At 62.6% G+C, this 24,452-nt stretch carries 24 protein-coding genes and 1 pseudogene; 17 read left to right on the top strand and 8 right to left on the bottom strand.

What is annotated here, in order from left to right; translation table 11 throughout:
• Positions 1-117 precede the first annotated feature (117 nt).
• Positions 118-402 (bottom strand): hypothetical protein, encoded by a 285-nt coding sequence (locus BBD46_RS19295; RefSeq protein WP_071403295.1) that lies wholly within the window; start codon positions 400-402, stop codon positions 118-120.
• A gap of 488 nt (positions 403-890) precedes the next feature.
• Here BBD46_RS19295 and hisB point away from each other — a divergent pair, with 488 nt between their 5' ends.
• Entirely contained in the window at positions 891-1,490 is a 600-nt protein-coding gene (gene hisB, locus BBD46_RS19285) for an imidazoleglycerol-phosphate dehydratase HisB (protein WP_071403293.1), read from the top strand.
• A 10-nt stretch (positions 1,491-1,500) separates the two neighbouring features.
• Here hisB and BBD46_RS19280 read toward each other — a convergent pair whose 3' ends face one another.
• The gene (locus BBD46_RS19280; protein WP_071403292.1) at positions 1,501-2,328 is read right to left on the bottom strand and encodes a hypothetical protein; all 828 of its coding nucleotides are present in this window, start codon (positions 2,326-2,328) and stop codon (positions 1,501-1,503) included.
• A 164-nt stretch (positions 2,329-2,492) separates the two neighbouring features.
• Between BBD46_RS19280 and BBD46_RS19275 the strand changes: the two genes are divergently transcribed.
• The 3 genes from BBD46_RS19275 to BBD46_RS19265 all read left to right on the top strand — a co-directional run bounded on the left by BBD46_RS19275 (position 2,493) and on the right by BBD46_RS19265 (position 4,558).
• Positions 2,493-2,996 carry an amino acid-binding protein gene (locus tag BBD46_RS19275; RefSeq protein ID WP_071403291.1) on the top strand — a complete coding sequence of 168 codons (504 nt, stop codon included), beginning with the start codon at positions 2,493-2,495 and terminating at the stop codon, positions 2,994-2,996.
• Between the two features lie 46 nt (positions 2,997-3,042).
• Positions 3,043-3,657, top strand: a complete 615-nt coding sequence (locus tag BBD46_RS19270) for an IMPACT family protein (protein WP_071403290.1) — start codon at positions 3,043-3,045, stop codon at positions 3,655-3,657.
• A 244-nt stretch (positions 3,658-3,901) separates the two neighbouring features.
• A complete protein-coding gene (locus BBD46_RS19265; protein WP_139173738.1) occupies positions 3,902-4,558 on the top strand; it encodes an LUD domain-containing protein in 657 nt (218 codons plus the stop codon).
• 188 nt (positions 4,559-4,746) lie between these two features.
• On the opposite strand, the gene BBD46_RS19260 is transcribed toward BBD46_RS19265, so the two are convergent.
• Positions 4,747-5,634, bottom strand: coding sequence for a hypothetical protein (locus BBD46_RS19260; RefSeq protein ID WP_071403289.1), 888 nt, complete (start codon positions 5,632-5,634; stop codon positions 4,747-4,749).
• A gap of 112 nt (positions 5,635-5,746) precedes the next feature.
• Here BBD46_RS19260 and BBD46_RS19255 point away from each other — a divergent pair, with 112 nt between their 5' ends.
• Together BBD46_RS19255 and BBD46_RS21940 are read left to right on the top strand one after the other, a co-directional pair.
• On the top strand, positions 5,747-7,990 hold the full coding sequence (locus BBD46_RS19255) for an alpha/beta hydrolase family protein (RefSeq protein ID WP_071403288.1): 2,244 nt from the start codon (positions 5,747-5,749) through the stop codon (positions 7,988-7,990).
• Between the two features lie 107 nt (positions 7,991-8,097).
• Positions 8,098-8,291: pseudogene (locus BBD46_RS21940) on the top strand (YgaP family membrane protein).
• Between the two features lie 106 nt (positions 8,292-8,397).
• Here the strand turns inward: BBD46_RS21940 and upp are convergent.
• Positions 8,398-9,075, bottom strand: a complete 678-nt coding sequence (upp, locus tag BBD46_RS19250; RefSeq protein WP_071403287.1) for a uracil phosphoribosyltransferase — start codon at positions 9,073-9,075, stop codon at positions 8,398-8,400.
• Positions 9,076-9,253: 178 nt separating this feature from the next.
• On the opposite strand from upp, the gene BBD46_RS19245 reads away from it, so the two are divergent.
• Complete coding sequence (locus BBD46_RS19245) at positions 9,254-9,976, top strand: DUF5828 family protein (RefSeq protein WP_071403286.1); 723 nt, start codon at positions 9,254-9,256, stop codon at positions 9,974-9,976.
• Between the two features lie 81 nt (positions 9,977-10,057).
• Here the strand turns inward: BBD46_RS19245 and BBD46_RS22825 are convergent, their stop codons facing one another.
• A complete protein-coding gene (locus tag BBD46_RS22825; protein WP_171908252.1) occupies positions 10,058-10,678 on the bottom strand; it encodes a hypothetical protein in 621 nt (206 codons plus the stop codon).
• 354 nt (positions 10,679-11,032) lie between these two features.
• Here BBD46_RS22825 and BBD46_RS19235 point away from each other — a divergent pair, with 354 nt between their 5' ends.
• The 6 genes from BBD46_RS19235 to BBD46_RS19210 all read left to right on the top strand — a co-directional run bounded on the left by BBD46_RS19235 (position 11,033) and on the right by BBD46_RS19210 (position 17,522).
• Positions 11,033-11,971: a hypothetical protein gene (locus BBD46_RS19235; RefSeq protein ID WP_071403285.1), complete on the top strand. Its 939-nt coding sequence runs from the start codon at positions 11,033-11,035 to the stop codon at positions 11,969-11,971.
• Between the two features lie 383 nt (positions 11,972-12,354).
• Positions 12,355-13,215, top strand: a complete 861-nt coding sequence (locus tag BBD46_RS19230; protein WP_071403284.1) for an ABC transporter permease — start codon at positions 12,355-12,357, stop codon at positions 13,213-13,215.
• A 62-nt stretch (positions 13,216-13,277) separates the two neighbouring features.
• A complete protein-coding gene (locus BBD46_RS19225; protein ID WP_071403283.1) occupies positions 13,278-14,273 on the top strand; it encodes an ABC transporter ATP-binding protein in 996 nt (331 codons plus the stop codon).
• Entirely contained in the window at positions 14,270-15,121 is an 852-nt protein-coding gene (locus BBD46_RS19220) for an ABC transporter permease subunit (protein WP_071403282.1), read from the top strand. Before BBD46_RS19225 ends, BBD46_RS19220 begins: the two co-directional genes overlap by 4 nt.
• Before the next feature lie 220 nt (positions 15,122-15,341).
• Complete coding sequence (locus BBD46_RS19215) at positions 15,342-16,535, top strand: inorganic phosphate transporter (RefSeq protein ID WP_071403281.1); 1,194 nt, start codon at positions 15,342-15,344, stop codon at positions 16,533-16,535.
• 81 nt (positions 16,536-16,616) lie between these two features.
• Positions 16,617-17,522 carry a hypothetical protein gene (locus BBD46_RS19210; protein WP_071403280.1) on the top strand — a complete coding sequence of 302 codons (906 nt, stop codon included), beginning with the start codon at positions 16,617-16,619 and terminating at the stop codon, positions 17,520-17,522.
• A gap of 121 nt (positions 17,523-17,643) precedes the next feature.
• Here the strand turns inward: BBD46_RS19210 and BBD46_RS19205 are convergent, their stop codons facing one another.
• On the bottom strand, positions 17,644-19,047 hold the full coding sequence (locus BBD46_RS19205; RefSeq protein WP_071403279.1) for a hemolysin family protein: 1,404 nt from the start codon (positions 19,045-19,047) through the stop codon (positions 17,644-17,646).
• 100 nt (positions 19,048-19,147) lie between these two features.
• Between BBD46_RS19205 and BBD46_RS19200 the strand changes: the two genes are divergently transcribed.
• From BBD46_RS19200 to BBD46_RS19190, 3 genes are all read left to right on the top strand, one after another.
• A complete protein-coding gene (locus BBD46_RS19200) occupies positions 19,148-19,492 on the top strand; it encodes a glutaredoxin family protein (RefSeq protein ID WP_071403278.1) in 345 nt (114 codons plus the stop codon).
• On the top strand, positions 19,492-20,007 hold the full coding sequence (locus tag BBD46_RS19195) for a redoxin domain-containing protein (protein WP_071403277.1): 516 nt from the start codon (positions 19,492-19,494) through the stop codon (positions 20,005-20,007). The genes BBD46_RS19200 and BBD46_RS19195 overlap by 1 nt, the downstream gene beginning before the upstream one ends.
• A 73-nt stretch (positions 20,008-20,080) precedes the next feature.
• The gene (locus tag BBD46_RS19190; protein ID WP_071403276.1) at positions 20,081-20,671 is read left to right on the top strand and encodes an L-threonylcarbamoyladenylate synthase; all 591 of its coding nucleotides are present in this window, start codon (positions 20,081-20,083) and stop codon (positions 20,669-20,671) included.
• A 26-nt stretch (positions 20,672-20,697) separates the two neighbouring features.
• On the opposite strand, the gene BBD46_RS19185 is transcribed toward BBD46_RS19190, so the two are convergent.
• Together BBD46_RS19185 and BBD46_RS19180 are read right to left on the bottom strand one after the other, a co-directional pair.
• Entirely contained in the window at positions 20,698-21,381 is a 684-nt protein-coding gene (locus BBD46_RS19185) for a CRISPR-associated protein Cas4 (RefSeq protein ID WP_071403275.1), read from the bottom strand.
• A gap of 81 nt (positions 21,382-21,462) precedes the next feature.
• Complete coding sequence (locus BBD46_RS19180; RefSeq protein ID WP_071403274.1) at positions 21,463-22,053, bottom strand: conditioned medium-induced protein 4; 591 nt, start codon at positions 22,051-22,053, stop codon at positions 21,463-21,465.
• A gap of 180 nt (positions 22,054-22,233) precedes the next feature.
• On the opposite strand from BBD46_RS19180, the gene BBD46_RS19175 reads away from it, so the two are divergent.
• Positions 22,234-24,447, top strand: coding sequence for a 4Fe-4S dicluster domain-containing protein (locus BBD46_RS19175; RefSeq protein ID WP_071403273.1), 2,214 nt, complete (start codon positions 22,234-22,236; stop codon positions 24,445-24,447).
• Positions 24,448-24,452: the final 5 nt, after the last annotated feature.

The raw sequence follows: 24,452 nt of genomic DNA, 5'->3' as shown, positions 1-24,452 counted from the left end.
GGAAGGTGTCGCAAGCGGCGACGGTGGTGCTGGGTGTTCAATGACCACTCTCGGAGAGCCACACGGAACAAGACAGCAAGGTGGACAAGAACCGGGACGAAACGCGCTGGCGCTGACTTATCTGCGCTTGTAATCGTGGCCGATGTACAGCGTGAGGATGTTGATGCCGAGCAACCCGAGGAAGATGAGCGTTGCCCGCGGGTCGCCGAGTCCCTGTGCCAGCAGTGGGAGGTAGACAAACGGTAACGCAACCGCCGTCCAGAAGCACAGGAACTGCGTTGATCCCTTGAGGACGTTTCGGGCACTGTTCGTCGCTGACTCTGCCTGCTGGTCGCCGTCCGTTCCCGCTGGGGGGACGGACTCGTTCGAAAGTGGGGAGGGGCTGGGCGTTGAGTTAGACATCGCGGGTCACCTCTTCGTATCAGCGACATTCACTGGACGTATCATATAAGCGCCCGACGGTTGGCACTATTTCGGTCCGTTTCACGGTCGTAGTGACACCGAAACAATCATTTTAGACTCTTCTAAATAGGACGAGACGTTTTACAAACGAATCTAAGGTCGTTTTATCCGTCAGTTCCCCAGCGGTCCGCACTGGTGTGAGTAGGCCCCTCGTTCTGCCCGACCCGCGCTCGTCCCGATTCTCTTGGCACCCAATACCGTCGCGCGTGTCGAGCGAGTCGACACTCATCTGCAGATACCAGTTCCGGTTCCTCGCGCCATCGACCGACACACATTGCCTATCCCCGCTCGTAACCGACTGCGACCACGTGGCAGACTCGTCGTGCTTGCCTCGTCTCAACACGCTCGCCACACTCGCGACATCTGCTACGCTCGACACGCTCGCCACGAGCGCAACCCCCTTGTACCGAGGGCGCAATCGCTTCCACATGACCACGAGCGAGCGTCGCGCCACCGTCACGCGCGACACCGGCGAGACGGAAATCGACTGCACGCTAACCGTCGACGGCGACGGCTCGGCCACCGTCGACACCGGTATCGGCTTCTTCGATCACATGCTCACCGCCTTCGCCCGCCACGGCCTGTTCGACCTCGAACTCGAGTGCGACGGCGATCTCGAGATCGACGATCATCACACGGTGGAGGACGTGGCGATCGTGCTCGGGTCGGCGTTCGACGAGGCGCTCGGTGACCGTGCGGGGATCGTCCGGTACGCGGATCGGCGGGTACCGCTGGACGAGGCGGTTGCGGACGTAGTAGTGGACGTAAGCGGGCGGCCGCGCTTTTACTTCGACGGGACGTTTTCCCAGGATCAGATCGGCGAGTTCACGAGCGACATGGCGCGTCACTTCGCGGAGTCGCTGGCGATGAACGCGGGGTTGACGCTGCACGCAGGCGTGACTGGCGAGAACGCGCACCACGAGGCTGAGGCGTTGTTCAAGGCGCTGGCACGGTCACTCGACGATGCGACGCGGGTGGACGAGCGCCGGGAGGGAGCGCCGAGTACGAAGGGGACGTTGACCGAGTAGCCAGGATGTCTCAGGCACGGTGAAGCTTCCCGCTCCGTTCGGTGAACTCCTCCTTCTCGAGTGCGTGATCGACGATGGCCTCGGCCTGCTCGGCTTCGAGGTCGTACGCGCCGGCAGCGAGCGATTCGACGGCGGTGCGGTCCATCGGCAACTCACGGTTGCGCAGGAGACGGATGACCTTGGGGTAGGCCTGCGGTACGCTTGGTTTCGACGGTTCGTCGGTTTTCCTGGCCGTACTGACGCTGTCTGTCCTGGTCTCTCCGGTTGTCGCCGAGGTGTCCGATGTCGCGTCCGCGTCCGCGTTCGTTGCTGGCTGCGTCTCCGGAACCGGTTCCAACTCGCCTGCTGGCTCCGTATCGGTACTGGTTGCTGGTTCTGATCCTGATCCTGATTTTGATTTTGATTCCGGGTCTCGGTCTGCTTCAAGCGTCGCCGCTGACTCTGATCCTGCGGTTTCTCCCGTCTCGATTCCAGAAGTTGCTGCTGTTTCGACCGCCTCCGCGTCGCCGAACGTAATTTCGTTTCCGCGAGCTGTGGACGGAGCGTCGCTCTGGTCCTCGCTCTCGGTCTCGCTTTCGTCTCCATCTTCACTGCCCTCCTCACTTCGCTCGTCAGCGTGAGTGCCGCTCCGATTGGCGGCCCCGTCGACCTCCACGGCCGGTTCGCCACGAAGGCGAGCCAGCAGCGGCTCGAGTAGCGTTCCGAGCTGCTCCTTACAGGCCGGACAGAGCACGACCCGTCGCTGCTCTGTATCGGTCGGCTCGAGTTCGGGTGGGAGGACCTCGAAGGTGCCGGCGGCCTCGCTGTCACAGAAGTCACAGTGCTGCAGTGCGCGCATGGGGTGCGATAGCAGGCGGAGTGGTAATAAACGTCCGTCAGACGTACCGCCGGCAGCGACTCGGGTGTTCGGATTGGGGGTACTCCGTCCGATAGCGCTCGTCGTGGGTGACCGGCTGTCGATCACCGACCATTATACTCGGGCACTCGTATACCCACCAACGAATGTTCGACGAGATCATGGAGAAGTTCGAGGGGTCCCCGAGCCAGCAGGCGGTTATCCGGCTCCTGCTGGAGCGCGGCTTTTCGGTCAACGACGATGGCCGCGTCGTCTCGGGCGGCATCGAGATCCCGAACACCGGTATCGCCCGCGAGATCGACGTCGATCGGCGCGTCGTCGACTCGACGACGAACGCGATCCTCGACGATCCCGAACTGCGGCGCATCTTCCAGAACATCTCGCAGGTGCCGAGCCTGATGGACCTCGCGCCCGTGCTCGACCTGACGGTGCTCTCGATCGCTGTCGACAACGCCGAACAGAAGGGAATCGTCGCCCAGGTGACCGGCACGCTCGCCGACAACGACATCTCGATCCGCCAGACGATCAGCGAGGACCCCGAGTTCACCGACGAGCCGCGACTGTACCTGATCACCGACCAGGACATCTCGGGGACGGCGATCACCGAACTCCGGGATCTCGAGTTCGTCCGGAAGATCGAACTGCAGTGAGCACGAACAGTGGGGGCATTGAGGACACCAAGGACACCCAGAACCCGTGAGCCAGACCTACAACACCATCGCCGAGGCCGCAACCGCCGAGTTCGTCGTCCAGGGCTCCGAGTTCATCGGCCACGCCCGCCCCGTCGACGCCGTCGACGACGCAGAGGCGTTCATCGAGGCCATTCGCGAGGAGTACGCCGACGCGACCCACAACGTCCCCGCGTACCGCGTCCGCGCCGACAGCGACGGCGACCTGCTGCGAGAGTACTCGAGTGACGACGGTGAGCCAGCCAGCTCGGCGGGAAAGCCGGCACTCAACGTGCTCACCCAGCGCGAAATCGAGAACTGCGTCGTGGTGGTTACGCGCTACTATGGCGGGACGAATCTCGGTGTGGGCGGGCTCGTCCGGGCCTACTCCCGCGCAGTCAAGGATGCCGTCGATGCGGCGGGTGTTATCGAAGAGCGCCCGCACGAACGCGTCTCGATCACTGTGGAGTACGACGACTCCGGCACCGTTCGGGGCATTCTCGAGAGCGAGGGCTACGAGTTCGACGCCGCGTACGAGGCCGACGTCTCCTTCGATGTCCGGGTGCCCGTCGCCGACGCCGAGGCGCTCCGGGATCGGATTCGGAGCGCGACCAGCGGGCGGGCGGTACTCGAGTCGGCGTGAGTATTCGTTCTCCCTTGATCGCTCTCTTCGAGTAGATAGTAGCACCGTTTCTTTATCAAAATATATCTGTGAAACAGACCCGTAGCAGTCGGCAACTGCGTGAGCGGATGGTTCGCTATCCAACGTGAGCGCCGCCGTGTCACCGCTGTCGGTAACGCTCGTGTTACTAGCCGACATCGGTGTCCGGGAGCATTTATCTGATTCTCACGACTATTGATGGGTGTACGCGAACGCTTCTCCGAACATCATGTCACAGAAATCCGATTACGCAGACGAAACCGAAATCGACGCATCACTCGACGAACTTCCTGGTGACGACACCGTCAGCGAGACCGTTGCAAATCTCGAGGCCAACGGCTTCACCGTCGTCGTCGCTGATAGCGCCGCGGACGCCCTCGAAACGATCCAATCGCACATTCCGGCGGAGGCCTCGGTCATGAACGGCCACTCGACGACCCTCGAAGAAATCGGGTTCACAGAGTACCTGAGCGAGGGCGACCACGGGTGGGAGAGCCTTCCGGACGAAATCTGGGGTATCGATGACGATGCCGAACGACAGGCCGCACGCCGCGAATCGCAGACGGCTGATTACTTCCTCGGTGGGATCAACGCGGTCGCACAGACCGGCGAACTGGTCGCAGCCGACCGTTCCGGGAGTCGTATCGGTGCCTACCCCTTCGCTGCCAACAACGTCGTTATCGTCAGCGGCGTGAACAAAATTGTCGACGATCTCGACGCTGCACTGGATCGCCTCGAATCGGTCGCGTATCCGTTAGAGAACGAGCGTGCAAAGGATGCCTACGGCGTTGAAAGCGCTATCGCCAAACAACTGATCTTCCGACAGGAACTCGAGGAGGGGCGGACGACTGTCGTCCTCGTCCGTGACCAGCTCGGTTACTGATGCTGTCGGCGGTAGTGCCTACAATATGCAGACACGTCTGCAGAGTCAACACGAGAGACCCACGCTCTATTCAGCAGGCGGTTTTTGAGAGACTCTGCATAGATAACTCCCCCTTCGGTAACTGCTTGCCCGGTACTGACGACGACGTTCAAGCCACCAACCGAACACGGATCCTGTAGTAGCAACTGCTATGAGTGCGGAAGCGTCGCCGTTCGATCCGAGAGCTTCGATTCAATCGCCGCGAGGAGTTCGTCGGGCGACTCGAGTGCGTCGCGGTCGAGTCGCGTATCGAACAGGCCGCGGTCGAAGACGAGTTCGTCGTCTCGCAGACGGACGTAGTCGACGGTTTCCCAGGAGACGAACGTGCTGGTTAGCGGTCGTTGTTTGACGAAGCCGGTTTCGTAGATTCGGATCTCGGGTGTCGTCCCCAGTCCGTCGATCTGGAACCGGCCCTCGATCAGACCGGTGGTGAGCCACAGAACGCCGAGTGTGCCCCAGACGAGCGTGGAGAGCCAGTCGCCGGCGACTGCGTAAACGACGGCGAGACCCAGCCAGATGACGAGCAACACGGCGTCCATTCTGGGTGACCGTGGCGGTTGCCACCGGCACGTCTGGAGCGGGCTGTCTGCCGTCACCGTTTCTGCGTAGCGGGTCGATGCGACCGCGCGGAGCGCGTAGCCAAGGATGACGAGCGCGCTCATCGAGCCAACCGAGACGTACCCGAGTTCGGTTCCAACTGGACCGAAAATCGCTGCGAAGCCGACGACGGCGAAGGGTGCGGCTGGCAGCACGATCACGAGGTGTTGGCTACGACTGCCACCGTGGTGGGCCAGAAGATCGGGGATGAAGCGGACGAGACCGGCACCGAACAGTGCGCCACCGCCGAGTCCGAGCAGCGTCGAGCCGAGGACGACGGCGAACCCGAAGTCCCCCGCGAGCGACATGGTCAGCGCGACCGCTGCACCGAGGATACCGAAGAAGCTTGCGACGACGATCGAATCCGTTGCTGGAGGGAGTGGTGACGACTGCGCGATGGCGGAGCCACCAGTGGCGTCGGTGGACGAGCGGTCGGACATGTACCTGTCACCTACGTATGAACTGCTGACAGATAGCCGTACTGTAGTCGCCGTCCCGGCCGCGTTCTCCGGTGGACCAACCTTTTTTACACACACCTCGGTACCGAACTGCATGAACACGATCGAGGCGACCGACTTCTACGACCTGCGGCAGGTTTCGGACCCGCAACTCTCGCCAGGCGGCGAGCGCGTTGCATACGTCGAACAGCTCCCCGAAGACGAGGAATCCTCCGAGGCGACCATCCACGTCGTCCCCGTCGGCGGCGACGAGCCAACACAGCTCACCATCACCGAGGGCGTCGACAGCCAGCCCCGCTGGAGCCCCGACGGCGACCGCCTCGCGTTCGCCAGCACCCGCGGCGAGGACGACGACCGACAGCAGCTCTGGGTGCTCCCCACAACGACCGGCGGCGAAGCTCGCCAGCTCACGTCCGTCGTCGGCGGCGTCACCGGACTCGAGTGGAGTCCCGACGGCAGCCGCCTCCTGTTCACCCAACAGGTCACCGCCGACGACCGCGAGGAGGGACGTGACCTCGCTGTCGACCCCGAATACGAGTCCGAGACGCCGGATCCGCGCGTAATCGACCGCATGATCTACCGCGCCGGTACGGAGTACATGGACGGCCGGCGGAGTCACGTCTACGTCCTCGATATCGAGGCTGCACTCGAGTCCGATCCATTCAATCTGACTGACACTGACCCCGAAGAGACGAACGCGATCGAACGCCTCACTGACGGCGACGAAGACCATGTCGGAGCGACCTGGGGCGACGACGAGACGGTCTACTACGCGGTTAAAACCGCCGAGGATGCGGTCGAGGCAGACGACTCGAGCAAGTATGACCTGTACGAACACGACCTCGAAACGGGTGAGGCGACGGTCTTTACGCAGACGACCGGCTGGGTCACCGAACTCGAGGCGACGACAGATGGGCGGATCGCGTACGCGTTCACGCCCGAAGAACAGGCCTCGCTGCGCCAGACTGACATTCGCGTTCACGACCGCGAGACTGGCGCGGAGACGGCGCCGACGACGTCGGTGGATCGGACGATCGACGGCAACTTCACCTGGGCGCCGGACGAGGAGCTGCTGTACTTCACGACGCCGGATGAAGGATCGAACGTGCTCTGGTCGGTCGACGTGCCGACGACGCTCGACAGCGACGAGGAAGCACTCGAGGAGCCGACCCGCGTTTACGGCGATGACGTGACTGTTTCGGGCTTCTCGGTCGGCGACAACGCCGTTGCGCTTGTACAGAGCGAGTGGGACCACCCCGGCGATGTCTTCGTGACGACCCGCGGCGGAAACGAGACACACCGGCTGACGCGGGTCAACGCCGACCTGCTCGCGGATCGAGCGGTGCGCCAGCCGGAGGAGATCTGGTTCGAGAGCGGTGACGTCGGGACTGAGGGTGGCAACACCAACACCAACAGCAACAGCAACAGCAACAGCGACGGCGACGGCAACAGCGACGACCACGGCGAGCGCAACCAGATCCAGGGCTGGCTGCTCACCCCACCCGAGTTCGACGCCGACGCCGCGAGCGGTCCGGACGAAACCTACCCGCTCGTCGTCGAAATCCACGGCGGTCCCCACGCCCAGTGGACGACTGCGGGAACGATGTGGCACGAGTTCCAGACGCTCGCAGCGCAGGGCTACGTCGTCTTCTGGTGTAACCCACGCGGCTCGACGGGATACGGCGAGGACCACGCGATGGCGATCGAACGAAACTGGGGCGATGTGACGCTTGCAGACGTGCTCGCGGGCGTCGACGAGGTCTGTGAACGCGAGTTCGTCGACGAGGACGAACTGTTCGTCACCGGCGGAAGCTTCGGCGGATTCATGACCTCGTGGGCGGTCACCCAGACGGACCGCTTCACGGCCGCAGTCTCCCAGCGCGGTGTCTACGATCTCACCAGCTTCTACGGCTCGACGGACGCGTTCAAGCTCATCGAGGGCGACTTCGACACGACACCCTGGGAAGAGCCCGAATTCCTCTGGGAGCAGTCGCCCGTTGCACACATCCCGAACGTCGAGACGCCAACACTCGTGCTCCACTCCGATCGGGACTACCGGACGCCCGCGAACACCGCCGAACTGTTCTACCTCGGTCTGAAGAAACACGGCGTCGACACTCGTCTCGTCCGGTACCCACGAGAGGGCCACGAACTCTCCCGGTCCGGTGAACCAGGCCACATCGTCGACCGACTCGAGCGCATCGTCCGCTGGTTCGACGGCTACGCCGAGTCCCGCGAGGTTGCGCCGGCACTCGAGCGCGACCCGAATGCGGGACTGTCGGGAGGGATGGATGAGGTGGATGACGACGAGGGAACGGGAGCCAGCGAAGACGACTAAGGGGAACGAACGGATCGAGAGCGCGGCTGTCACCGTTCCCAGTTCTCTCGACTCAGCCACGCGTTTTCAGGGCCCACACCTACGGTCATGGCCTCTCTACGGAGTGTATGAACCCGAACGTTGGCGGCGTCGACCGTAGCCTCCGGACCATCATCGCAGCCGGATTACTCGTTTTCGGGTACAGCAACCGAGAAAAAAGGTCGGGACACTCGCGTTCGTCGCGGGAAGCGATCTGCTCGCGACGGCGATCATCCAGCGGTGTCCGCTGAACGCGCTGTTCGGGATCGATACGTGTCCGTGAGAACGAGTGACTGCACCGTCACGTCTCGCGTGGACTCGAGTACAACGACTGCCAGGCTGTGCGGGTACGGATTCCGGTTGGGAGACGGCGAACTCCAGTCTGCGGCTCAGGTCGTACGGAACGCCCGATCGCCGGCGTCGCCCAGGCCAGGAACGATGAAGCCGTCGTCGTCGAGGTAGTCGTCGATCGAGACCGTCAGCAGATCGGCTTCGGGGAACTCGTCGTCGACGCGGAGCAGTCCTTCGGGTGCCGAGACGGCCGAGAGCACGATCAGGTTCTCCGGGTCCGGCGAGTTCTCGATGACGTGGTCGAGCACGGTACACATCGTGCTGCCGGTCGCGAGCATCGGATCGGCGATGATGACCGTGTCGTCCTCGGTGATCTCGGGTAGCTTGACGTAGTCAACCGTGATCGGGAACGAGCCGTCGTCCTCGCGGCCGGCCTCCTCGTCGCGGCTCGCGCTGATGACTCCCTGTCGTGCGCGTGGGAAGGCCTTCAGCAGTCCCTCGACGAACGGCGTCGCCGCGCGAAGTACGTTGATGATGACCACATCGTCGAGTCCGCGTACCTGCTCGCCCATGGTCGGCTCGAGTGGCGTGTCGATCTCGACGTACTCGGTTTCCATGCGACCGTCGATGATCTCGTAGCCACAGATCCGGCCGAGTTTGACGAGCCCCTTGCGGAAACTGACCTGCTCGGTCTGGACGTCTCGAAGCTGTGAGAGCGTGTGTTTTGCGAGTGCGTGCGTGACGAGATACGCATCGTCGCGGTCTTCGATGGGCATACTCGTATGGCCACCCGCGGGATAGTTCACACTGTCGATCAGCCGCGACGATATCTGGCTGTGATGGGTCTCATGGGCAGGTTATGCCATCCAGTTCCACGATAACAGGTGTCCGAAGCGATCACTGACGCAGCGAAGAAGTTTATACCAGTCCGTGTCTTACTACCCGCTCACTCGAATGGAAGAGAGCATCTCGGGATTCAAAGTTCGCGGCGAGTGGGCCGACGTCGTCGAACACGGCGAGCGCATCACGTACGCCTTGCGCGACGAGGGGGTTCACGATCCCGACCACGACTACGGCGCACGGTTCGCGCGGGCGTTCGACGAGTGGGACGAATGGCGTCCCAAAGCCCACGAGACCCTCGAGGCCGACGTCAGCGAGAAGACCGCAGATCAGGCCAGCGTCGAAGAGGGTAAGGGCGAGAAGGCGGGGAAGGAGCCCGACGAGGACATCAAAACCGCCGGCGAGAAGATCACCGCGTCCTACGAGCAACTCGAGGAGGACGACGCCGAAGCGGCGATGGACAACTGGAAGGAGTCGATCGACTACGTCGCTCGCGCGGCCGACTCGGCGGGACGGAAGGCCCTCCGCCGAGTCGAGGACACGGTGTATCAGAACGTGATGACCCAGCTCGCGCCGTACTACTTCGATAACGAACTCATCAGTGCGAACGTCCAGCAGGCGGCGCGAAACGGTGATAACGGTGAGCGCTTCGTTTTCGAAGTTAACGTGAACGACGACGATCTCAAGGATCGTGTCTCGGACCGACTCGCCGAACTCGACGACGAGATCGACCGCTGGCACGTCGAAGTTGAGAAGGATACGGACGCCGCAGAGGCGATCGAAGGGGCGGAGCCACCACCGGAGGCGGAGAACGGATCGAAGTCGACGACGAACTAGCGTCTCGACTTCCGTCGCTGCGGATTTTGAGAGCAGAAAATATTGGTTAGTGTCTTGTGGTGAAACGACCGTGTCCGCTCGTTAGCAGCCGCAGGTCGTCGTGATGATACACTCTGCGTTGTCACAGGTCGCACAGGTGTTTTTGTGCGTCCGTGGAACGGCTCCGTCGAGACACCAGTCTCCGACGCAGTCACAGCCACCGCAGTTATCACAGTCGTCCGTCGTTGGCGGTTGTTCGTCGCGGTCTGTCGTTCCGATCGATGTCTCTACTTGCTCGTAGCTGTCGCCGTCCGAGTGCACGTACATGAGTACGTTACTGCCGTCTTCGGGGAATAGCGCGGCGAACGGCGCAGAACTCTCGCTGTAGGTGACCTGCAGTCGGCCACGAGGCGTCATCGTGGTGAACGATACCTCTCGCGATCCGCCCTCGGCGAGGTCGTGAATTTGTCCGTCGGCGTCGTCCGTCGCACCGAAATCCGGAAGGACGCTGAGCGTCGCTTCTGCGAGCAAGCCATCGCTCTCGAGTTGATTGAGAAGTGCTTGCCCGGTTCTAACGTCTTCGGTCACTTCGATGTCGAGTTCCGCTGAAACGGCCTCGATGTCTCGCTCCGAGAGGGTCAGTCCCGCGGCCTCGAGGCGCGCGAGTTTGTCGCCCGAGTCAGCGTCAGCGGCGACGCTTCCGGTCGCAGCGACTGCGCCCATACTCACGGCACCGGCTGCCGCACTTTGTAGCACTGTTCGTCGACTAACTGAATCAATGTCTTTGTCAGACATCAAATGAGTAGGCCACGTTCTATTGGAAATATCTTTTGGATATAAATTAGTTTTGGTCAAGTTCGAACCTTATCATTTATTAATTGGTGGACTGACACGAGGGCTGATGTCGAGAGTGATTTGGAACCGTACGCCTGTCCTGTATTACGCCGTTCACATCGCTGGCTCATCTGATTGGAAGAGTCAATTTTACTAGCGGAGGTTCTGGAAAGCTGAACGGTTCTACTATATACCTACTGCTCGACAAAACAAATTTATAAATCAATGTATTGGAAATGATTTATGACCACTGGACCAACCAGTCGGCGAACGGTTTTGAAACGAAGCGCACTCTCAGCACTGGCACTCGGTATCGGCGGCTCGGCCAGCGGGGCTGCCTCCCGATCAACACCCGAGATCGAGCAGTTCCGCGTCAAGGGGACCCGAGAGACGACGGTTCGGTACGAACCCGAGACCATCACCGTCACCGTTCGGAAACGGAGCCCGGCTCTCAGTGATCGACTCGAGTCCCAACGGGACGAGCTCGTCGACGAAATCGAATACGATCGAACTGCACTCAACGAAAGTAAATTCGACGACGACTTGTTTCCCGAACGGGGACAGCGGGTCGACGAAGCGCCGTGGACGACCCACATCGCGAGGGAGGCGGAGTGGCGAGAACTCTTCGCGGCACAGTCCGAGAACTATGGCCCAGAGGACAGTCACTTGCCGAGTGAGTCCGACTACGACCACGCGGTATGGACCTACAGCGATATCGACGAGACAGGGTACGAACGCCGCAACCCGATCAATATCGTCTGCGATCTCTCCAGTCGCTCGTTCGGCGACGTTCAGGACGTACTCACCGACGACGGCTGGTCGTTTCTCGACTGGGACGCGCTTCCACCACACGAGTACCGACGATTCGCCTGGAATCAGGAACTCGAGCAGTTCGAGGACTCCCACGCCAGCCTCGGATACGCCTGGACGTTCGGCGATCCCAACATCTACGGTGCCAATGGCCGCTACCACGTCCAGACCTGGGAGTTCGTCGACGGTCTCGTCGGGGTCCACTGCCACGAAGACACACCGGTTCCACACAGCGTCGAATCGTACACGACGGCCGAAGACGAGGTTCGAACCATCTTCGCCAGCGCCGGCTGGGAGACGAGCGCGAACGAACTCGACCTTCCCAACGCGTACGACGACCACAACGGCCTTGCAACGCGCGTCCGCGACTAACGGTTGCGGACTGGGGAGTGAACTTGGTTGTGGCGAGAGCAGGCGGACCATCTCTCGTCAGCACCCGGACGCGTGATCGAGGAATGGGTTTAATAATTCCGAGGATGAACCATTAGTTATCAATAGATGTCCTCCATCGAATATACGGTGCCGACGCCGGGTTCGAACACAGTCGGTCGTGAAAGCTCCGGTTCAAACGTCCAGCGGGCGACGTCACCCCTGTTTCACGGCAAGCCACTGACATCCCCCCTCCCGTTTCATGATCGGCTGGAACCGGTTTCACCCTCGTTTTGCCGTCGATCAACTCCCGCTCGCCGTCGCCGAACCGACGACCTTGATCAATCAGTTGTTACGTTCCCCGCCCCCCACAAACCGAACCTCGCATGAGTTTTGGTTACCCACTCGTTCGGGCCGACATCACCGACCTCGTGCGCTCGAATCTGCTCTGGATACTCACCGGCCTCCTCGTCCTTCTCGTCTTCGCAAACTGGGCCGCCGACCCGACGATGATCGACGCCAGTTCACAGTCGTTCCTCCTCGTCCTCCTCCAGTTCACTCACTGGCTCCCGCTGTTCGCCATCGTCATCGGCTACGACGCCGTCGTCCGACTGCGCGAGTCGGGACGCGTTCGACTCCTCCTCGGGCAACCGACCACACGACGTACCCTCGTTATCCAAGCGTTTCTGGCCCGAGTAATCGCCTTTCTCGCCGTCCTCTCGGCCGCAATCCTGGTCGTACTCGTCCTCGTCGTCACCCAGACCGGCAGCGTGGGTGTACTCGAGTTCGTCGCCGGCGTCGGATCGGTGGCGCTTTACGGTCTCGCGTGGCTCGGTGCGACCGTCGGCGTCTCCGCGATGGCCGCGACGGGGCGGCAGGTGATCGGTGTCATGCTCATCGCCTACACGCTCTTGCTCGCGCTGTGGGAGCCGTTTGTCGCCAGAGTGTTGGCACTCGCGGTAACTGGCTCGGGAGAACTCGGCGGGCTCATCGAGTTTGCCGATCCGGCCGTCGTGACGTACGCCGAGGGAGCGACGTGGTTCCTGTACGCGTTTCGACTTGGGCCTGCGGAGGCGTTCACGGGAACCGTGTTTTACAGCTACGAGGTGCTTCAGGCGGCTGTCGATGGCGGTTCGGTCGCTGTGCCACACGGCCCGAATCTGTTCGGTGTCGGCGTCCTACTCGCGTGGCTGGCGCTGCCGCTGCTCGTCGGTTCCTGGTTGTTCCAGCGTGTGGACCTCGAGTGAGTCCAACCGTTCGTGACCCAAACGATTTTAATTCAACATGTGTTGGTGATAGTTGAGAACGAATGACTGCGATAGAGACGGAGGGTCTCACGAAACGATACGGTGACCTCGAGGCGATCTCTGACGTGAACCTGACCGTCGAACGCGGCGAAATATTCGGCTTCCTCGGGCCGAACGGGGCTGGAAAGTCGACGACGATAGACGTGCTGCTCGACTTCATTCGGCCGACGGACGGACGCGCGTCGATTCTCGACGACGACCCACAGGAGAACCCGCGTGCAGTTCGCGAGCGAATCGGAATCCTCCCCGACGAGTACAGCCTCTACGACCGACTGACCGGACGCGAACACGTCGCGTTTGCCATCGAGATGAACGATGCCGCGGACGACCCGGACGAGATCCTCGAGCGGGTCGGACTCGCCGACGCCGCGGATCAGCGCGCCGGCGACTACTCGAAGGGAATGGCCCAACGGCTCGCACTCGGGATGGCACTCGTCGGCGAGCCCGACGTGCTGATCCTCGACGAACCGTCGTCCGGAATCGACCCGAACGGGATGCACGAGATTCGAACTCTGCTTCGCGAGGAAGCCGACCGCGGCGCGACGATTTTCTTTTCGAGTCACGCACTCGAGCAGGTAGAGGCGATCTGCGATCGCGTATGCGTCCTCGACGACGGCGAGTTGCTCGCGGTCAGTACGGTCGAGAACCTGCGGGACTCTCTGGACTCGCGATCGGTGCTCGTGCTCACGCTCGACGCCGACCCCGGCTCCGGCCCCGACCCGGACGACGATCACGGACTGTTGGAACTCCCCGATGTGACGGATGTCGAGCGAACCGGCGCCACGCTTCGGATCGAGTGCGCCGATCCCGGCGTGAAGTCGGCGGCCATCAGTCGCGTCGAGGACACCGGCGCATCCGTCGTCGACATCGACGTCGAACAGGCCTCGCTCGAGGACCTGTTCGCTGAACTTACGACTGACTCGACTGACTCGACTGACTCGACTGACTCGACTGAGGATGCCGAGCCAATCGAGACACCGGGCGGTGAGAGTGCGTGAGTGCGACCCTGCAAATCGCCCGCGCGGAGGTCACCGACGCGGTCCGGTCGCGGGTGCTTTGGGTCGTAACCGCCGTTCTCGGCCTGTTCGTCGTCACGCGGCTGTGGCTCTACGGCGACCTCCTCGCGGGAACGACGTACCCCTTCCTGTCGACGTTCGACACGTTCGCGGAGTTCGTCCCGCTGCTCGTGATAATCCTCGGCTATCGAGCGGTCGTCGGTGAGCGAGATTCAGGTCGAATCCGTCTTCTCCTCGGTCAACCGGGGCATCGACGGGATATCGTGACCGGAAAATACGTCGGCCGCGCCGCGACGCTCCTCGCCGTCGTCCTCGCCGTTGCACTCCTGCTCTTGGCGTTCGTCGTCGCGCAGTTCGGGACGGACGGGCCGACAGAAATCGTCGGCGGCCTCGCCGTGATCATCCTTTATACGTTCGCGTGGCTCGGCGTGACGGTCGGCGTCTCGAGTACCTTCGCCAGCGAGACGCGAGTAATCGGGATTTTGATCGGGCTCTATGCGCTGTGTGTGGTTCTCTGGGACAACCTCGTCATCTCGCTCGTTTCGCTCGTCGTGACTGGACAGGCCGAAACGGGCGTGGATCCCCTCGCAGGTCGGTTCGCTACACTCGAGGAACCGACGTGGTTTCTGTACGCAAACCGGTTGAATCCGCTACACGCGTTCGATGGGGCGCGATACTACGTTCCCGATCTGCTCGATATCGCCTTTGTCGGCGGGACGACAACGGCTCCGCACGCGCCGAACCTGTTCGGTCTCGGCGTCCTGCTCGCGTGGGCGACCGTTCCGTTTCTCGTCGGCTACTGGCGGTTCCAGCGCGCGGATCTCGACTGAGGGGGCCGCGCTCGCGCGACGAGGGCGTGGTTGTCCCCGTTCGCTCCTTGCTGGCCTCCCCCGTTTCTTGCTGGTCTCCCTCCGTTCTCGTTCGGTCCGTGTCGAACCGAGCCCGCTACTCGACCCCAGGTGAATTCACTACTCAACTTACCGGGGCCAACGTTCTCCAGCAACCGCAGGCCGGCACACACTTGTAGTCCCCACTGGAAAGCCCGAACAGATGGTCGAAATCGCGACGATCGCCACGTTCCTGATCGCCGCCCTTGCGAGCCTCTTTATGGCCTGGGCGATCGGTGCCGGCTCGAGTGGGTCGACGCCGTTTGCTCCCGCTGTCGGCGCGAACGCGATTTCAGTGATGCGTGCGGGTTTCTTCGTCGGTATCCTCGGATTTAGCGGTGCGGTATTACAGGGAGCGAACGTCTCCGAAGCAGTCGGAACGGAACTCATCGGCGGCGTCGTCCTCTCGCCGAGTGCGGCGACGATCGCACTGATCATCGCGGCCGCACTGGTCGCGATCGGCGTCTTCGCCGGCTACCCCATCGCGACGGCCTTCACCGTCACCGGGGCAGTCGTCGGCGTCGGGCTCGCGATGGGGGGTGATCCCGCCTGGCCGAAGTACATCGAGATTGCGACGCTGTGGATTCTCACGCCGTTCGTCGGCGGCGGTCTCGCCTACGCAATCGCTCGCTTGCTCCGGAGTGAGCCAATCGCCGAGACGTACCTGATCGTTGGCCTGGCCGCCTTCGTCGGCGTGCTCGTCGCGAACATCGAGTTCGCGATTCTCGGGTCCGCTGAGGCAGGCGGTGCGTCGATTGCGCAGGCTTCGAGCGGCTGGGTTCCCGGTCCCGACCTCGCCGGCGTCGTCGTCCTGACGGCGATCATCGCAGTGCTGTGGGGCGGTGCGGTCGGTTTAGATCTCCGTGGCGATGTCGAACGTGGTGAACGGCACTTCCTACTCGTGCTGGGTGCACTCGTGGCCTTTTCAGCTGGCGGCAGCCAGGTCGGGCTGGCGATCGGCCCGCTGATTCCGCTCTCGGATGACGTCGGCCTGCCGCTAATTGCCTTGCTTCTCGGCGGTGGATTCGGTCTCCTGCTCGGCTCCTGGACGGGCGCACCCCGGATGATCAAAGCGATCGCACAGGACTACTCCTCGCTCGGGCCGCGGCGGTCGATCGCCGCGCTCATCCCGTCGTTCATGATCGCCCAGGCGGCGGTCCTGTTCGGGATTCCGGTCTCGTTCAACGAGATCATCGTTAGCGCGATCATCGGCAGCGGCTACGCCGCGGCTGAGGCCGGTGGCGGCGTGAGCGCGCGCAAGATGGGCTACACCGTCCTCGCATGGATCCTCTCGCTCGCCGGCTCGATCATCATCGCCTACGGCGGGTACACCATCCTCGACATCCTCCTGCTGTAGCTCTTCTACCCCCTGTACTGTCAGGGCCGACAGCCGGGTAGACATCGAACAGTCTTTACACGACCGGCGGCGAGTTCAGCTATGGAGGAGGACGCGAACGTACAACCGAACTCGAACTCGAGTGCGACGCCGAGCACTAACGCCGGTTCGGGCTCGAATCCGCAGGCGAACGGGGAGCAGGGCGCGAGTCGGAGTGCGGCCCCTGTTCCTGACGACCTTGATGGGGTCGACTCCGACTCCGGCCCCCGCCTCGACCCTGACCCTGACCGCTCCGAAGACGGCCCCATTCAATGGCGGCGCGACGCCTCGACCTCGCGGACCGTCTGGCTCCTGTGGTCACTCGGCGTCGGGACGTTCTTCGCTACCATCTCGATCATCGTCTTCTGGCGTGTCTACGACCTTGCCGGCCAGACCGCCGGCCAGCCGATCGTCGTCGCGTTCACTGCCGCACTCGTCGTCACCACGCTGGTCCTCATACTCGCCGGAAACACCGAACAGCGAGTGCGTGCACTCGCCGACTCGCTGCCCGTTCCGATGCCGTCCGGTCGCGGCCTTGAGCGCGCGATCGACGCCGCAACCGGCACCCTGATCATGGCCGGCGTCATCGCATCGCTGATGCTCGTCGGTCGGTACGTCTCGCAGAACGAACTGCTCGCCACCGGTGCCGGCCCGTTCACCGGGCTTGCAGCACTGTTGATACCACTCGCGCTCGTCGCACTCGTCCTCGCCTCCTTCCTGCGATCTATCGGTGCACTCGATCGCGAGGAACGTGCAATCTACCTCTACGACCCCGAGCAGGCGATCGACCTCCGGCTGATCGAGTCGGTGTCGTCCCGACAGATCGGCGACACGGTCGTCCTGACACTCGAGTACGCTCAGCCTGACGGGACGTACGTGGCGGGGCCGCGGCGGCTTGCGGTTCCGCCGGCGGTCGCGACGGAGATTGAGGGGCTCGTCGCCACGTCACGGACGGAGTCGACGGCGTAGCGTTCTGACATCGCGATCCATTTTGTAACGTTTTGTAACGTTTTGTAACGCGGCCTCGAAACGGACCGGTCGACGGCCATCGATACAACAGCGATCTCACTGCCTGCTGTTCCGTTCTCGCTTACTCGCCGTCGTTGTTCCCGTTCGCGTCACCTGCAACCGCTGACTGCTCGCCGTCGTCCTCGCCGTACTCCTCGAGCTTGCGCAGCCGTGCTTTCATGATTCGCGTGTTCTCGACGCTCTCGACGGTGATCCGGACGCCGTCGTAGGTGATCTCCTCACCCTCTTCGACGAGGCGGCCCGCACGATTGAAGATGAAGCCGGCGATCGTTTCGAACTCCTCGCCCTCGGGGAGATCGATCTCGAGTGCCTCGTTGACGTCCTCGATGTTGACCTCGCCGCGGACCATCACGGTGCGCTCGTCGAGTTCCTCGATCGGGAGATCCTCGCCGCCTTCCAGGATTTCGCCGATGATTTCTTCGACCATGTCCTCCATCGTCACCAGCCCCTCGGTGGTGCCGAACTCGTCGATAACGATGGCCATGTGCATCCGATTCTCGCGCATCTCGGTCAGGAGTTCGTCGACGTTCTTCGACTCGGGAACGTGCAGCGTCGGCTGGATGAGGTCTGCGAGTTCGAGGTCCTCGGCTTCGGTCTCGCCGTAGTTGAGATCGCGGACGAGGTCGCGGATGTGGACGATTCCCTGGACGTTGTCGAGGCTGCCCTCGTAGACGGGGACGCGGGCGTGACCGCTCTGGATACAGGTCTCGATGGCCTCGTCGATGCTCGCATCCTTCGGCACCGCCGTCATGTCGAGCCGGGGTGTCATCACCTCCTTGACGATGGTGTTGTTGAAGCGGAAGATCCGGGTAAGCATCTCGTGTTCTTCCTCCTCCAGAACACCCTCGCGCTCGCCGGATTCGATCATCTCCTGAATCTCGTCGCGGGTGACGTACGGCGATTCAATTGCCCCGGTCGAGCCCGTGAGTCTGTTCACTTGCCGGGTGAGGTAATCGAAGAGGGCGATCAGCGGAAAGAGCACGTACTCCGTGGCCTTCAGCGGTCGCGAGATGCGGACGGACCAGGATTCGGTGTTCTCGACGGCGTAGGACTTGGGAACGCTCTCGCCGAACAGGAGGACGATAGCCGTGATGCCGAACGTCGAGAGCACGACGGCGGTCAGCCCGCCGAAGTAGAGGCCGAGCAGGGCGGTGGTGATCGAGGTCATCGCGATGTTGACGATGTTGTTGCCGACGAGAATCGTCACGAGCAGCCGGTGTGGGTCGTCCTTCAGCTCCTTGACCCGGGCTGCGCCCTCGATCCCGTCCTCGACCATCCCCTCCAGCCGGTGCTTCGAGAGGTTGAACATCGCAATCTCCGACGAGGAGAAGAACCCGGAGAGTCCGATAAGAACCGCAACTGTGAGCGCGCCAAGCATGGTGACCGTCGTCTGCTCGAGTTCGAGCCCCACGACTGGAACCTCGTACAGCGCGACCCAGACCTCAGCGAGCGAAACCAGCGCCATTGATGTACAGCCTTCTCACCCGATCGGTTAACCGTTTACCATTTCTACCCGTTTGCCCGCTGACGACACGTTTACCCGGCTGTTTCCCGAACGCCTGCACATGAGTGACACCACAACCGACGTCGATGATGCGACTCCCGGCGGCGAGGCACCGATCACCTTCTACCGCCTGCAGGCGTGTCCATACTGCGAACGCGTCGCTCGCCTGCTCGAGGAGTTCGGACTCGAGTACCAGTCGCGATTCGTCGAGCCGCTGCACTCGAAGCGCAACGTGGTCAAGCGAGTTGCGGGTGTTCGCACGGTTCCCGTGATCGTCGACGACCGGACCGGCGTGACGATGGCCGAGAGTGCGAACATCGTGGACTATCTGGAATCGACGTACGGTTCCGGTGACTCGTCTTCGTCCGAAACCGAGACCGGCGCAGCCGCCGGGGGTGACGACTAATGCCCGAATTCGATGTCGTCGATCTTGGTCCGGCGGACCACCCTGACGTCGGCGAATCGGCACCCGATTTCACTCGGCCGCTCGTGACGGACGAGTTCTGGGAAGACCGCACGCTCTCCGAGCTCGTCGCCGAGGGTGGCGGTGGCCAGACGATCGTCGTCTTCACGCCGATGATCGGTTCGTTCGTCGGCACCTACGTCTGGGAGGAACTGCGCGACCGCGACTGGGCCGAGCGTGCCGACCGCGTCGTCGGCGTCACGGCCTCGACGCCGTACGCAATTTCGCAATTCATCGCCGAGAACGACGCCCCGTTCGACCTCTTTGCCGACCCGGCAAACGACGTCGCAGACGCCTACGGGATTCCACACGATCTCGACGGGATGGCTGGTGTGAGCGAGCCGCGAGTGGCCTTCTTCGCCATCGACGACGACATGACGATCACCGCCTCGTGGGTCGCCACCGACTGGCCCGAGTTCCCGGAGTACGACGAACTCGAGGACGAGTTCGGGCTCTGAACCCGACGGAACGGGCTTGCCGTCCGCTGGAACGCGGTATCCTTTTTGCGGTACCGGCCCCAGTTCTCGCCAAATGTCACCCACTTCCATCGACCGTGCCGCGGACGCCATCCGCGACGGCGACCTCGTCGTCTACCCCACCGAAACCGTCTACGGCCTCGGTGCGGACGCACTCGATCCCGACGCCGTCGAGCGCGTCTTCGAGGTGAAGGGCCGGGACCGCTCCAAGCCGATCTCGCTCGGCGTCCCTTCAGTGCCAGCAGCGTTCGACTACGTCCGCACAACCGAGCGCGAGCGGCGATTCATGGCTACGTTTCTCCCCGGCCCCGTGACGGTTCTCTGTCGCCGACTCGAGAACGTCCCCGACGTGTTGACTGCGGGCGAGGACCGCGTCGGGATCCGCGTCCCCGATCAGCCGACCGCGCTGGCGCTGTGTGAACGCGCAGGGACGCCGATCACGGCCACGAGCGCGAACGTGAGCGGGAGCGGAAGCGTTCGGCGACTCGCAGACCTCGACGACGACCTCCGTGCGTCCGTCGCGGCGGTGCTCGATGGTGGCGAGACGCCGGGTACCGAAAGCACCGTCGTCGATCCGTCGAGCGAGACGATCCACCGTCGCGGTGCGCTGGCCGACGAGATCGAGACCTGGTTCGCGACGCACTGATTCCTGGTGAAATCTCCGCTTGCCCCTCAGCCGAAGCCGAGCAGCGACCGCAGCGTTCGCGTCCGCACGCCACACTCCTCGGCGAACTCGCAGGATTCACACTTCGACCGGTTCGTCGTCCGTGCTGGCGGCCCGTCCAGTTCGCGAACCGTCCGCAGCGCGCGTCGATACCGTGCCTTCCGGCGGGTCGTCAACTGAACCTCACGGATGACGCCGTGGGCGGGGTACTCGAGCCAGACCCGCTCGATCACCGTTTCGTGCTCCCAGGCGAGTGCCTTCGCGGCCGCGACAGCGTGAACCGTCTGTGGCTCCCAGACACCTTGCTCAGGCGGTGAGCCGGTCGAGACCAGCACGGGTTCCAGCGGCTCCGTGAGAACCTTGTGAACTCGTCCGCGACAGTCTTTCCCCGAAACGAGTACGTTCCACTGCTCCGGGTTGCAGAGGCGCTTCCACTCGCCGCGTTTCTCGAGGCGCTCGTGCGTTTCGGCCAGCGTCCGCTGATAGTTGGCTGGCGGTCGCGCGATCGGTTCGGACTCGAGTGCAGCCACAGGGGACTCGAGGAGTCGCTCGTACTGGGTTGCAAGGGTGCGGATCGTCTCGATTTCGGGCGGTGGGTTGTGGTCCGTTTCGCGCGTCCGCTGGTAGTAACACTTTCGCGGGCAGTAGGCGGCGGTTCGGAGGTCGCTGAACGTGACGTGGGGGTGGCTCACGGCTCGTCTGGCCGGCTCTTCGTATAAAAACCCGCGCAGCGTGTGGGGTCGCCAACCGGAACGGCGCAGTTGAGTGGAGCGTTAGAAGTCGACGTTCGTCTCCATCCCCTCGGTCGCGTCTTCGAGACCGTCCTCGCGCACGTCGGTCGCCATCTGTGCCGAGAGGTCGGCGTCGGCGAGGATGCTGTCGAACTCGTCGCGGTAGCGGTCGTTTGCGGCACGAGATTCGTCCTGTGCGGCCGCAATGCGGCGGAAGCGACGGATCTCGTCGGCGCTCACGTCGTACTCTGTCGCGAGCGTTTCGTCGTCCTCGTCGCGGTCGCGAATCGCAACGAGGTCCACCTCGTCGGCATCGTCCTCGCCGACGAGGTGGAGGGCCATGCGGGCCTCGAAGACGGCCTCGGGAGTAGCGCCGAGGTCGTCAGCGATAGCCGCATCGCTGTCGTCGTCGTAGAACGCCTTCGCGACTGCGATCAACTCCTCGTCCGACAGCGGCGTCTCGAACTCGTAGCGCTCGCGCATCTGCGCGACGACGCTCTCGAGTCGCTCGTCGTCAGTTTGCTCGTCCTTCTCGAGTGATCCACGGGTGTCTTCCTGCGATTCGGTGATCGTCTCCTCGCCGTCGGTCACGTCGGTGAAGATATCGCGGAGTTCTTCGGTTTTTTCGTTCATGGGTGGACACTCCCGATGGGAGGCTATTTAAGACTGTTGCCAGATAGCGTTGGGCGCAACTGACGCATTGACAACAATTATAAACTTGAAAACGCAGGAATAATTTCCGCAAGAGGGCGTAGCGGTCGTCTCTCGCGCGGTGTGGCAAGAATTAAGTTACGCCCCACCCCCTGATTGCATATGAACGTCATAGCACAGGCGAACGCAGGGAGGGAGACCTACCTGGGGATCAGTGACGTCGGGTACGTTCTGTTCTATCTCCTTGTAGCGATAACTCTCGCTGTCTTCGCATACGGCGTGTACCTGCGATTTAGCCGGTACGCGCAGGGCGACGACGATCCGTTCGCCCGTCTCAACGATCTGCCGAGTCGTATCGTGAGTTCTGCAAAGATCGTTCTCTCGAACGAGAAGCAGTTCAATCGGGATCTGTACGGCGGGTTGATGCACTCGTTTATCCTCTGGGGATTCCTGACGCTGCTCATCGCGACGCTGATCATCGGTTTCGAGCAGTACACGTCCGAACTCATCTTCGGCATCGTCTTCTGGGAGGGTGATTTCTATCTCGCCTATCAGTTCATGGTCGACGCGATGGGACTGCTGTTCGTCGTCGGGATCGGGATGGCGATGTACCGTCGCTACTGGGTCCGCAATCACCGCCTCTGGGGTCGACACACCTCGAACGAGGACGACCTCTTCATCTGGACGCTGTTCGGTCTCGGTGTCGGTGGCTTCCTGCTCGAAGGCGCACGCATCTACGCGACCGGCATGCCTGACCACGAAATCGTGAGCTTCGTTGGCTACGGCATCGCGATGATCTTCCAGGCGATCGACGTACCGACGACCGGTGCCGCACTCGAGGCGACGGTCAACGGCGTCGACTACAGCGCGGCGGGAGCCCTCGGCTACAACGCCGAGACGATCCACTGGCTGTTCTGGTGGTCCCACTCGCTTCTTGCGCTCTTCTTCGTCGCGTGGATTCCGTACGCCAAGCCGTTCCACATGATCTCCTCGTTCGCGAACGTCGTCACGCGCGACGAGAAGGCCGGTGCACGCCTGCCAAACGTCCCGTCGGACTTAGACGCGACGAACGCCGAATCCATCGACGACTTCACCTGGAAGGAAATCCTCGATCAGGACGCCTGTACCAAGTGTGGTCGCTGTTCGTCGGTCTGTCCGGCGAAGGCCTCCGACCGCCCGCTCGACCCGCGAAACGTCATCCTCGACCTCAAGAAGTACCGCGAGGAACTCGACGACGGCGGCGAAGAGAAGCCGATCATCGCCGACGGCGGCACGAGCGTCATCAACACGGAAACGATGGAGTCCTGCATGGCCTGCATGGCCTGCATGGACGCCTGTCCCGTCGAGATCGAGCACCTCCAGTCCTTCACGCGACTCAACCGCCAGATGACCGATCAGGGTGACATCGCCCCCAGCATGCAAGACGTCTTCCAGAACGTCATGCAGGACGGCAACACCTTCGGCGACTCGCCTCGCGACCGCGCCGACTGGGCGGACGAACTCGAGTTCGACGTGGCCGACGCCCGTGAGGAGGAAGTCGACTACCTCTGGTACGTCGGGGACTACCCGAGCTACGACGAGCGCAACAAGCAGGTTGCACGCTCGCTCGCGACAATCTTGCAGGAAGCAGACGTCAGCTTCGGGATCCTCTTCGAGGATGAAAAGTACGACGGCAACGACATCCGTCGTGTCGGTGAGGAGTTCCTCTACGTCGAACTCGCCGGCCACCACGTCGAGACCTGGGAGGACTGCGAGTTCGACAAAATCGTCTGTACGGACCCACACTCCTACAACACGTTCAAAAACGAGTATCCGGAGCTCGACTTCGAGGAGTTCGCAGACGACCCGATGATGCCGTTCGACTACACCGACGAGTGGAACGCAGACGGCGAGATCGACGTGCTCCACTGGACGCAGGCCGTGGAGGAACTCGTGCAGGGCGGCGCGCTCGACCTGAACGGAACCGAACTCGACTACACCGTCACGTACCACGACCCGTGTCACCTGGGCCGGTACAACGACGAGTACGAGGCGCCGCGTGACCTCATCCGTGCGACGGGCTGTGAGCTCGACGAGATGCCGCGCAACCGCGACAACTCGTTCTGTTGTGGTGGCGGTGGCGGTGGTCTCTGGATGGACTTCGAAGAGGAGCCAAAGCCGAGCGAGGAACGGATTCGGGAGGCACTCGAGGACACCGACGCCGGCGCTGGCGTTGAAAAATTCGTCGTCGCCTGTCCGATGTGCATGACGATGTACGAAGACGGTCGCAAGACCGGCGGCTACGAGGACGACATCGAAATCGTCGACATCGCCGAACTCGTCGTCGAAGCCATTGGGGCACAGGAGACGGCGAAGCTCGAAGTCGCTGCCGACTAAGCGAC

Origin of the sequence: Natrialba sp. SSL1 (genome assembly GCF_001861355.1) — an archaeon.
In the GTDB taxonomy this organism is placed as follows: Archaea; Halobacteriota; Halobacteria; order Halobacteriales; family Natrialbaceae; genus Natrialba.
Note: the sequence above shows the minus strand (reverse complement) of the source record. Positions and strands in the feature narration are given on the sequence as shown.

Excerpts from the sequence above, each read along its gene's own strand:
- BBD46_RS19215 (WP_071403281.1), top strand. The coding sequence starts at position 15,342 with ATGGTCGAAATCGCGACGATCGCCACGTTCCTGATCGCCGCCCTTGCG.
- BBD46_RS19210 (WP_071403280.1), top strand. The coding sequence starts at position 16,617 with ATGGAGGAGGACGCGAACGTACAACCGAACTCGAACTCGAGTGCGACG.
- BBD46_RS19225 (WP_071403283.1), top strand. The coding sequence starts at position 13,278 with ATGACTGCGATAGAGACGGAGGGTCTCACGAAACGATACGGTGACCTC.
- BBD46_RS22825 (WP_171908252.1), bottom strand. The coding sequence starts at position 10,678 with ATGGGCGCAGTCGCTGCGACCGGAAGCGTCGCCGCTGACGCTGACTCG.
- BBD46_RS19195 (WP_071403277.1), top strand. The coding sequence starts at position 19,492 with ATGCCCGAATTCGATGTCGTCGATCTTGGTCCGGCGGACCACCCTGAC.
- BBD46_RS19200 (WP_071403278.1), top strand. The coding sequence starts at position 19,148 with ATGAGTGACACCACAACCGACGTCGATGATGCGACTCCCGGCGGCGAG.
- BBD46_RS19275 (WP_071403291.1), top strand. The coding sequence starts at position 2,493 with ATGTTCGACGAGATCATGGAGAAGTTCGAGGGGTCCCCGAGCCAGCAG.
- BBD46_RS19280 (WP_071403292.1), bottom strand. The coding sequence starts at position 2,328 with ATGCGCGCACTGCAGCACTGTGACTTCTGTGACAGCGAGGCCGCCGGC.
- BBD46_RS19180 (WP_071403274.1), bottom strand. The coding sequence starts at position 22,053 with ATGAACGAAAAAACCGAAGAACTCCGCGATATCTTCACCGACGTGACC.
- BBD46_RS19205 (WP_071403279.1), bottom strand. The coding sequence starts at position 19,047 with ATGGCGCTGGTTTCGCTCGCTGAGGTCTGGGTCGCGCTGTACGAGGTT.
- upp (WP_071403287.1), bottom strand. The coding sequence starts at position 9,075 with ATGCCCATCGAAGACCGCGACGATGCGTATCTCGTCACGCACGCACTC.
- BBD46_RS19190 (WP_071403276.1), top strand. The coding sequence starts at position 20,081 with ATGTCACCCACTTCCATCGACCGTGCCGCGGACGCCATCCGCGACGGC.
- BBD46_RS19245 (WP_071403286.1), top strand. The coding sequence starts at position 9,254 with ATGGAAGAGAGCATCTCGGGATTCAAAGTTCGCGGCGAGTGGGCCGAC.
- hisB (WP_071403293.1), top strand. The coding sequence starts at position 891 with ATGACCACGAGCGAGCGTCGCGCCACCGTCACGCGCGACACCGGCGAG.
- BBD46_RS19235 (WP_071403285.1), top strand. The coding sequence starts at position 11,033 with ATGACCACTGGACCAACCAGTCGGCGAACGGTTTTGAAACGAAGCGCA.
- BBD46_RS19255 (WP_071403288.1), top strand. The coding sequence starts at position 5,747 with ATGAACACGATCGAGGCGACCGACTTCTACGACCTGCGGCAGGTTTCG.
- BBD46_RS19175 (WP_071403273.1), top strand. The coding sequence starts at position 22,234 with ATGAACGTCATAGCACAGGCGAACGCAGGGAGGGAGACCTACCTGGGG.
- BBD46_RS19230 (WP_071403284.1), top strand. The coding sequence starts at position 12,355 with ATGAGTTTTGGTTACCCACTCGTTCGGGCCGACATCACCGACCTCGTG.
- BBD46_RS19260 (WP_071403289.1), bottom strand. The coding sequence starts at position 5,634 with ATGTCCGACCGCTCGTCCACCGACGCCACTGGTGGCTCCGCCATCGCG.
- BBD46_RS19295 (WP_071403295.1), bottom strand. The coding sequence starts at position 402 with ATGTCTAACTCAACGCCCAGCCCCTCCCCACTTTCGAACGAGTCCGTC.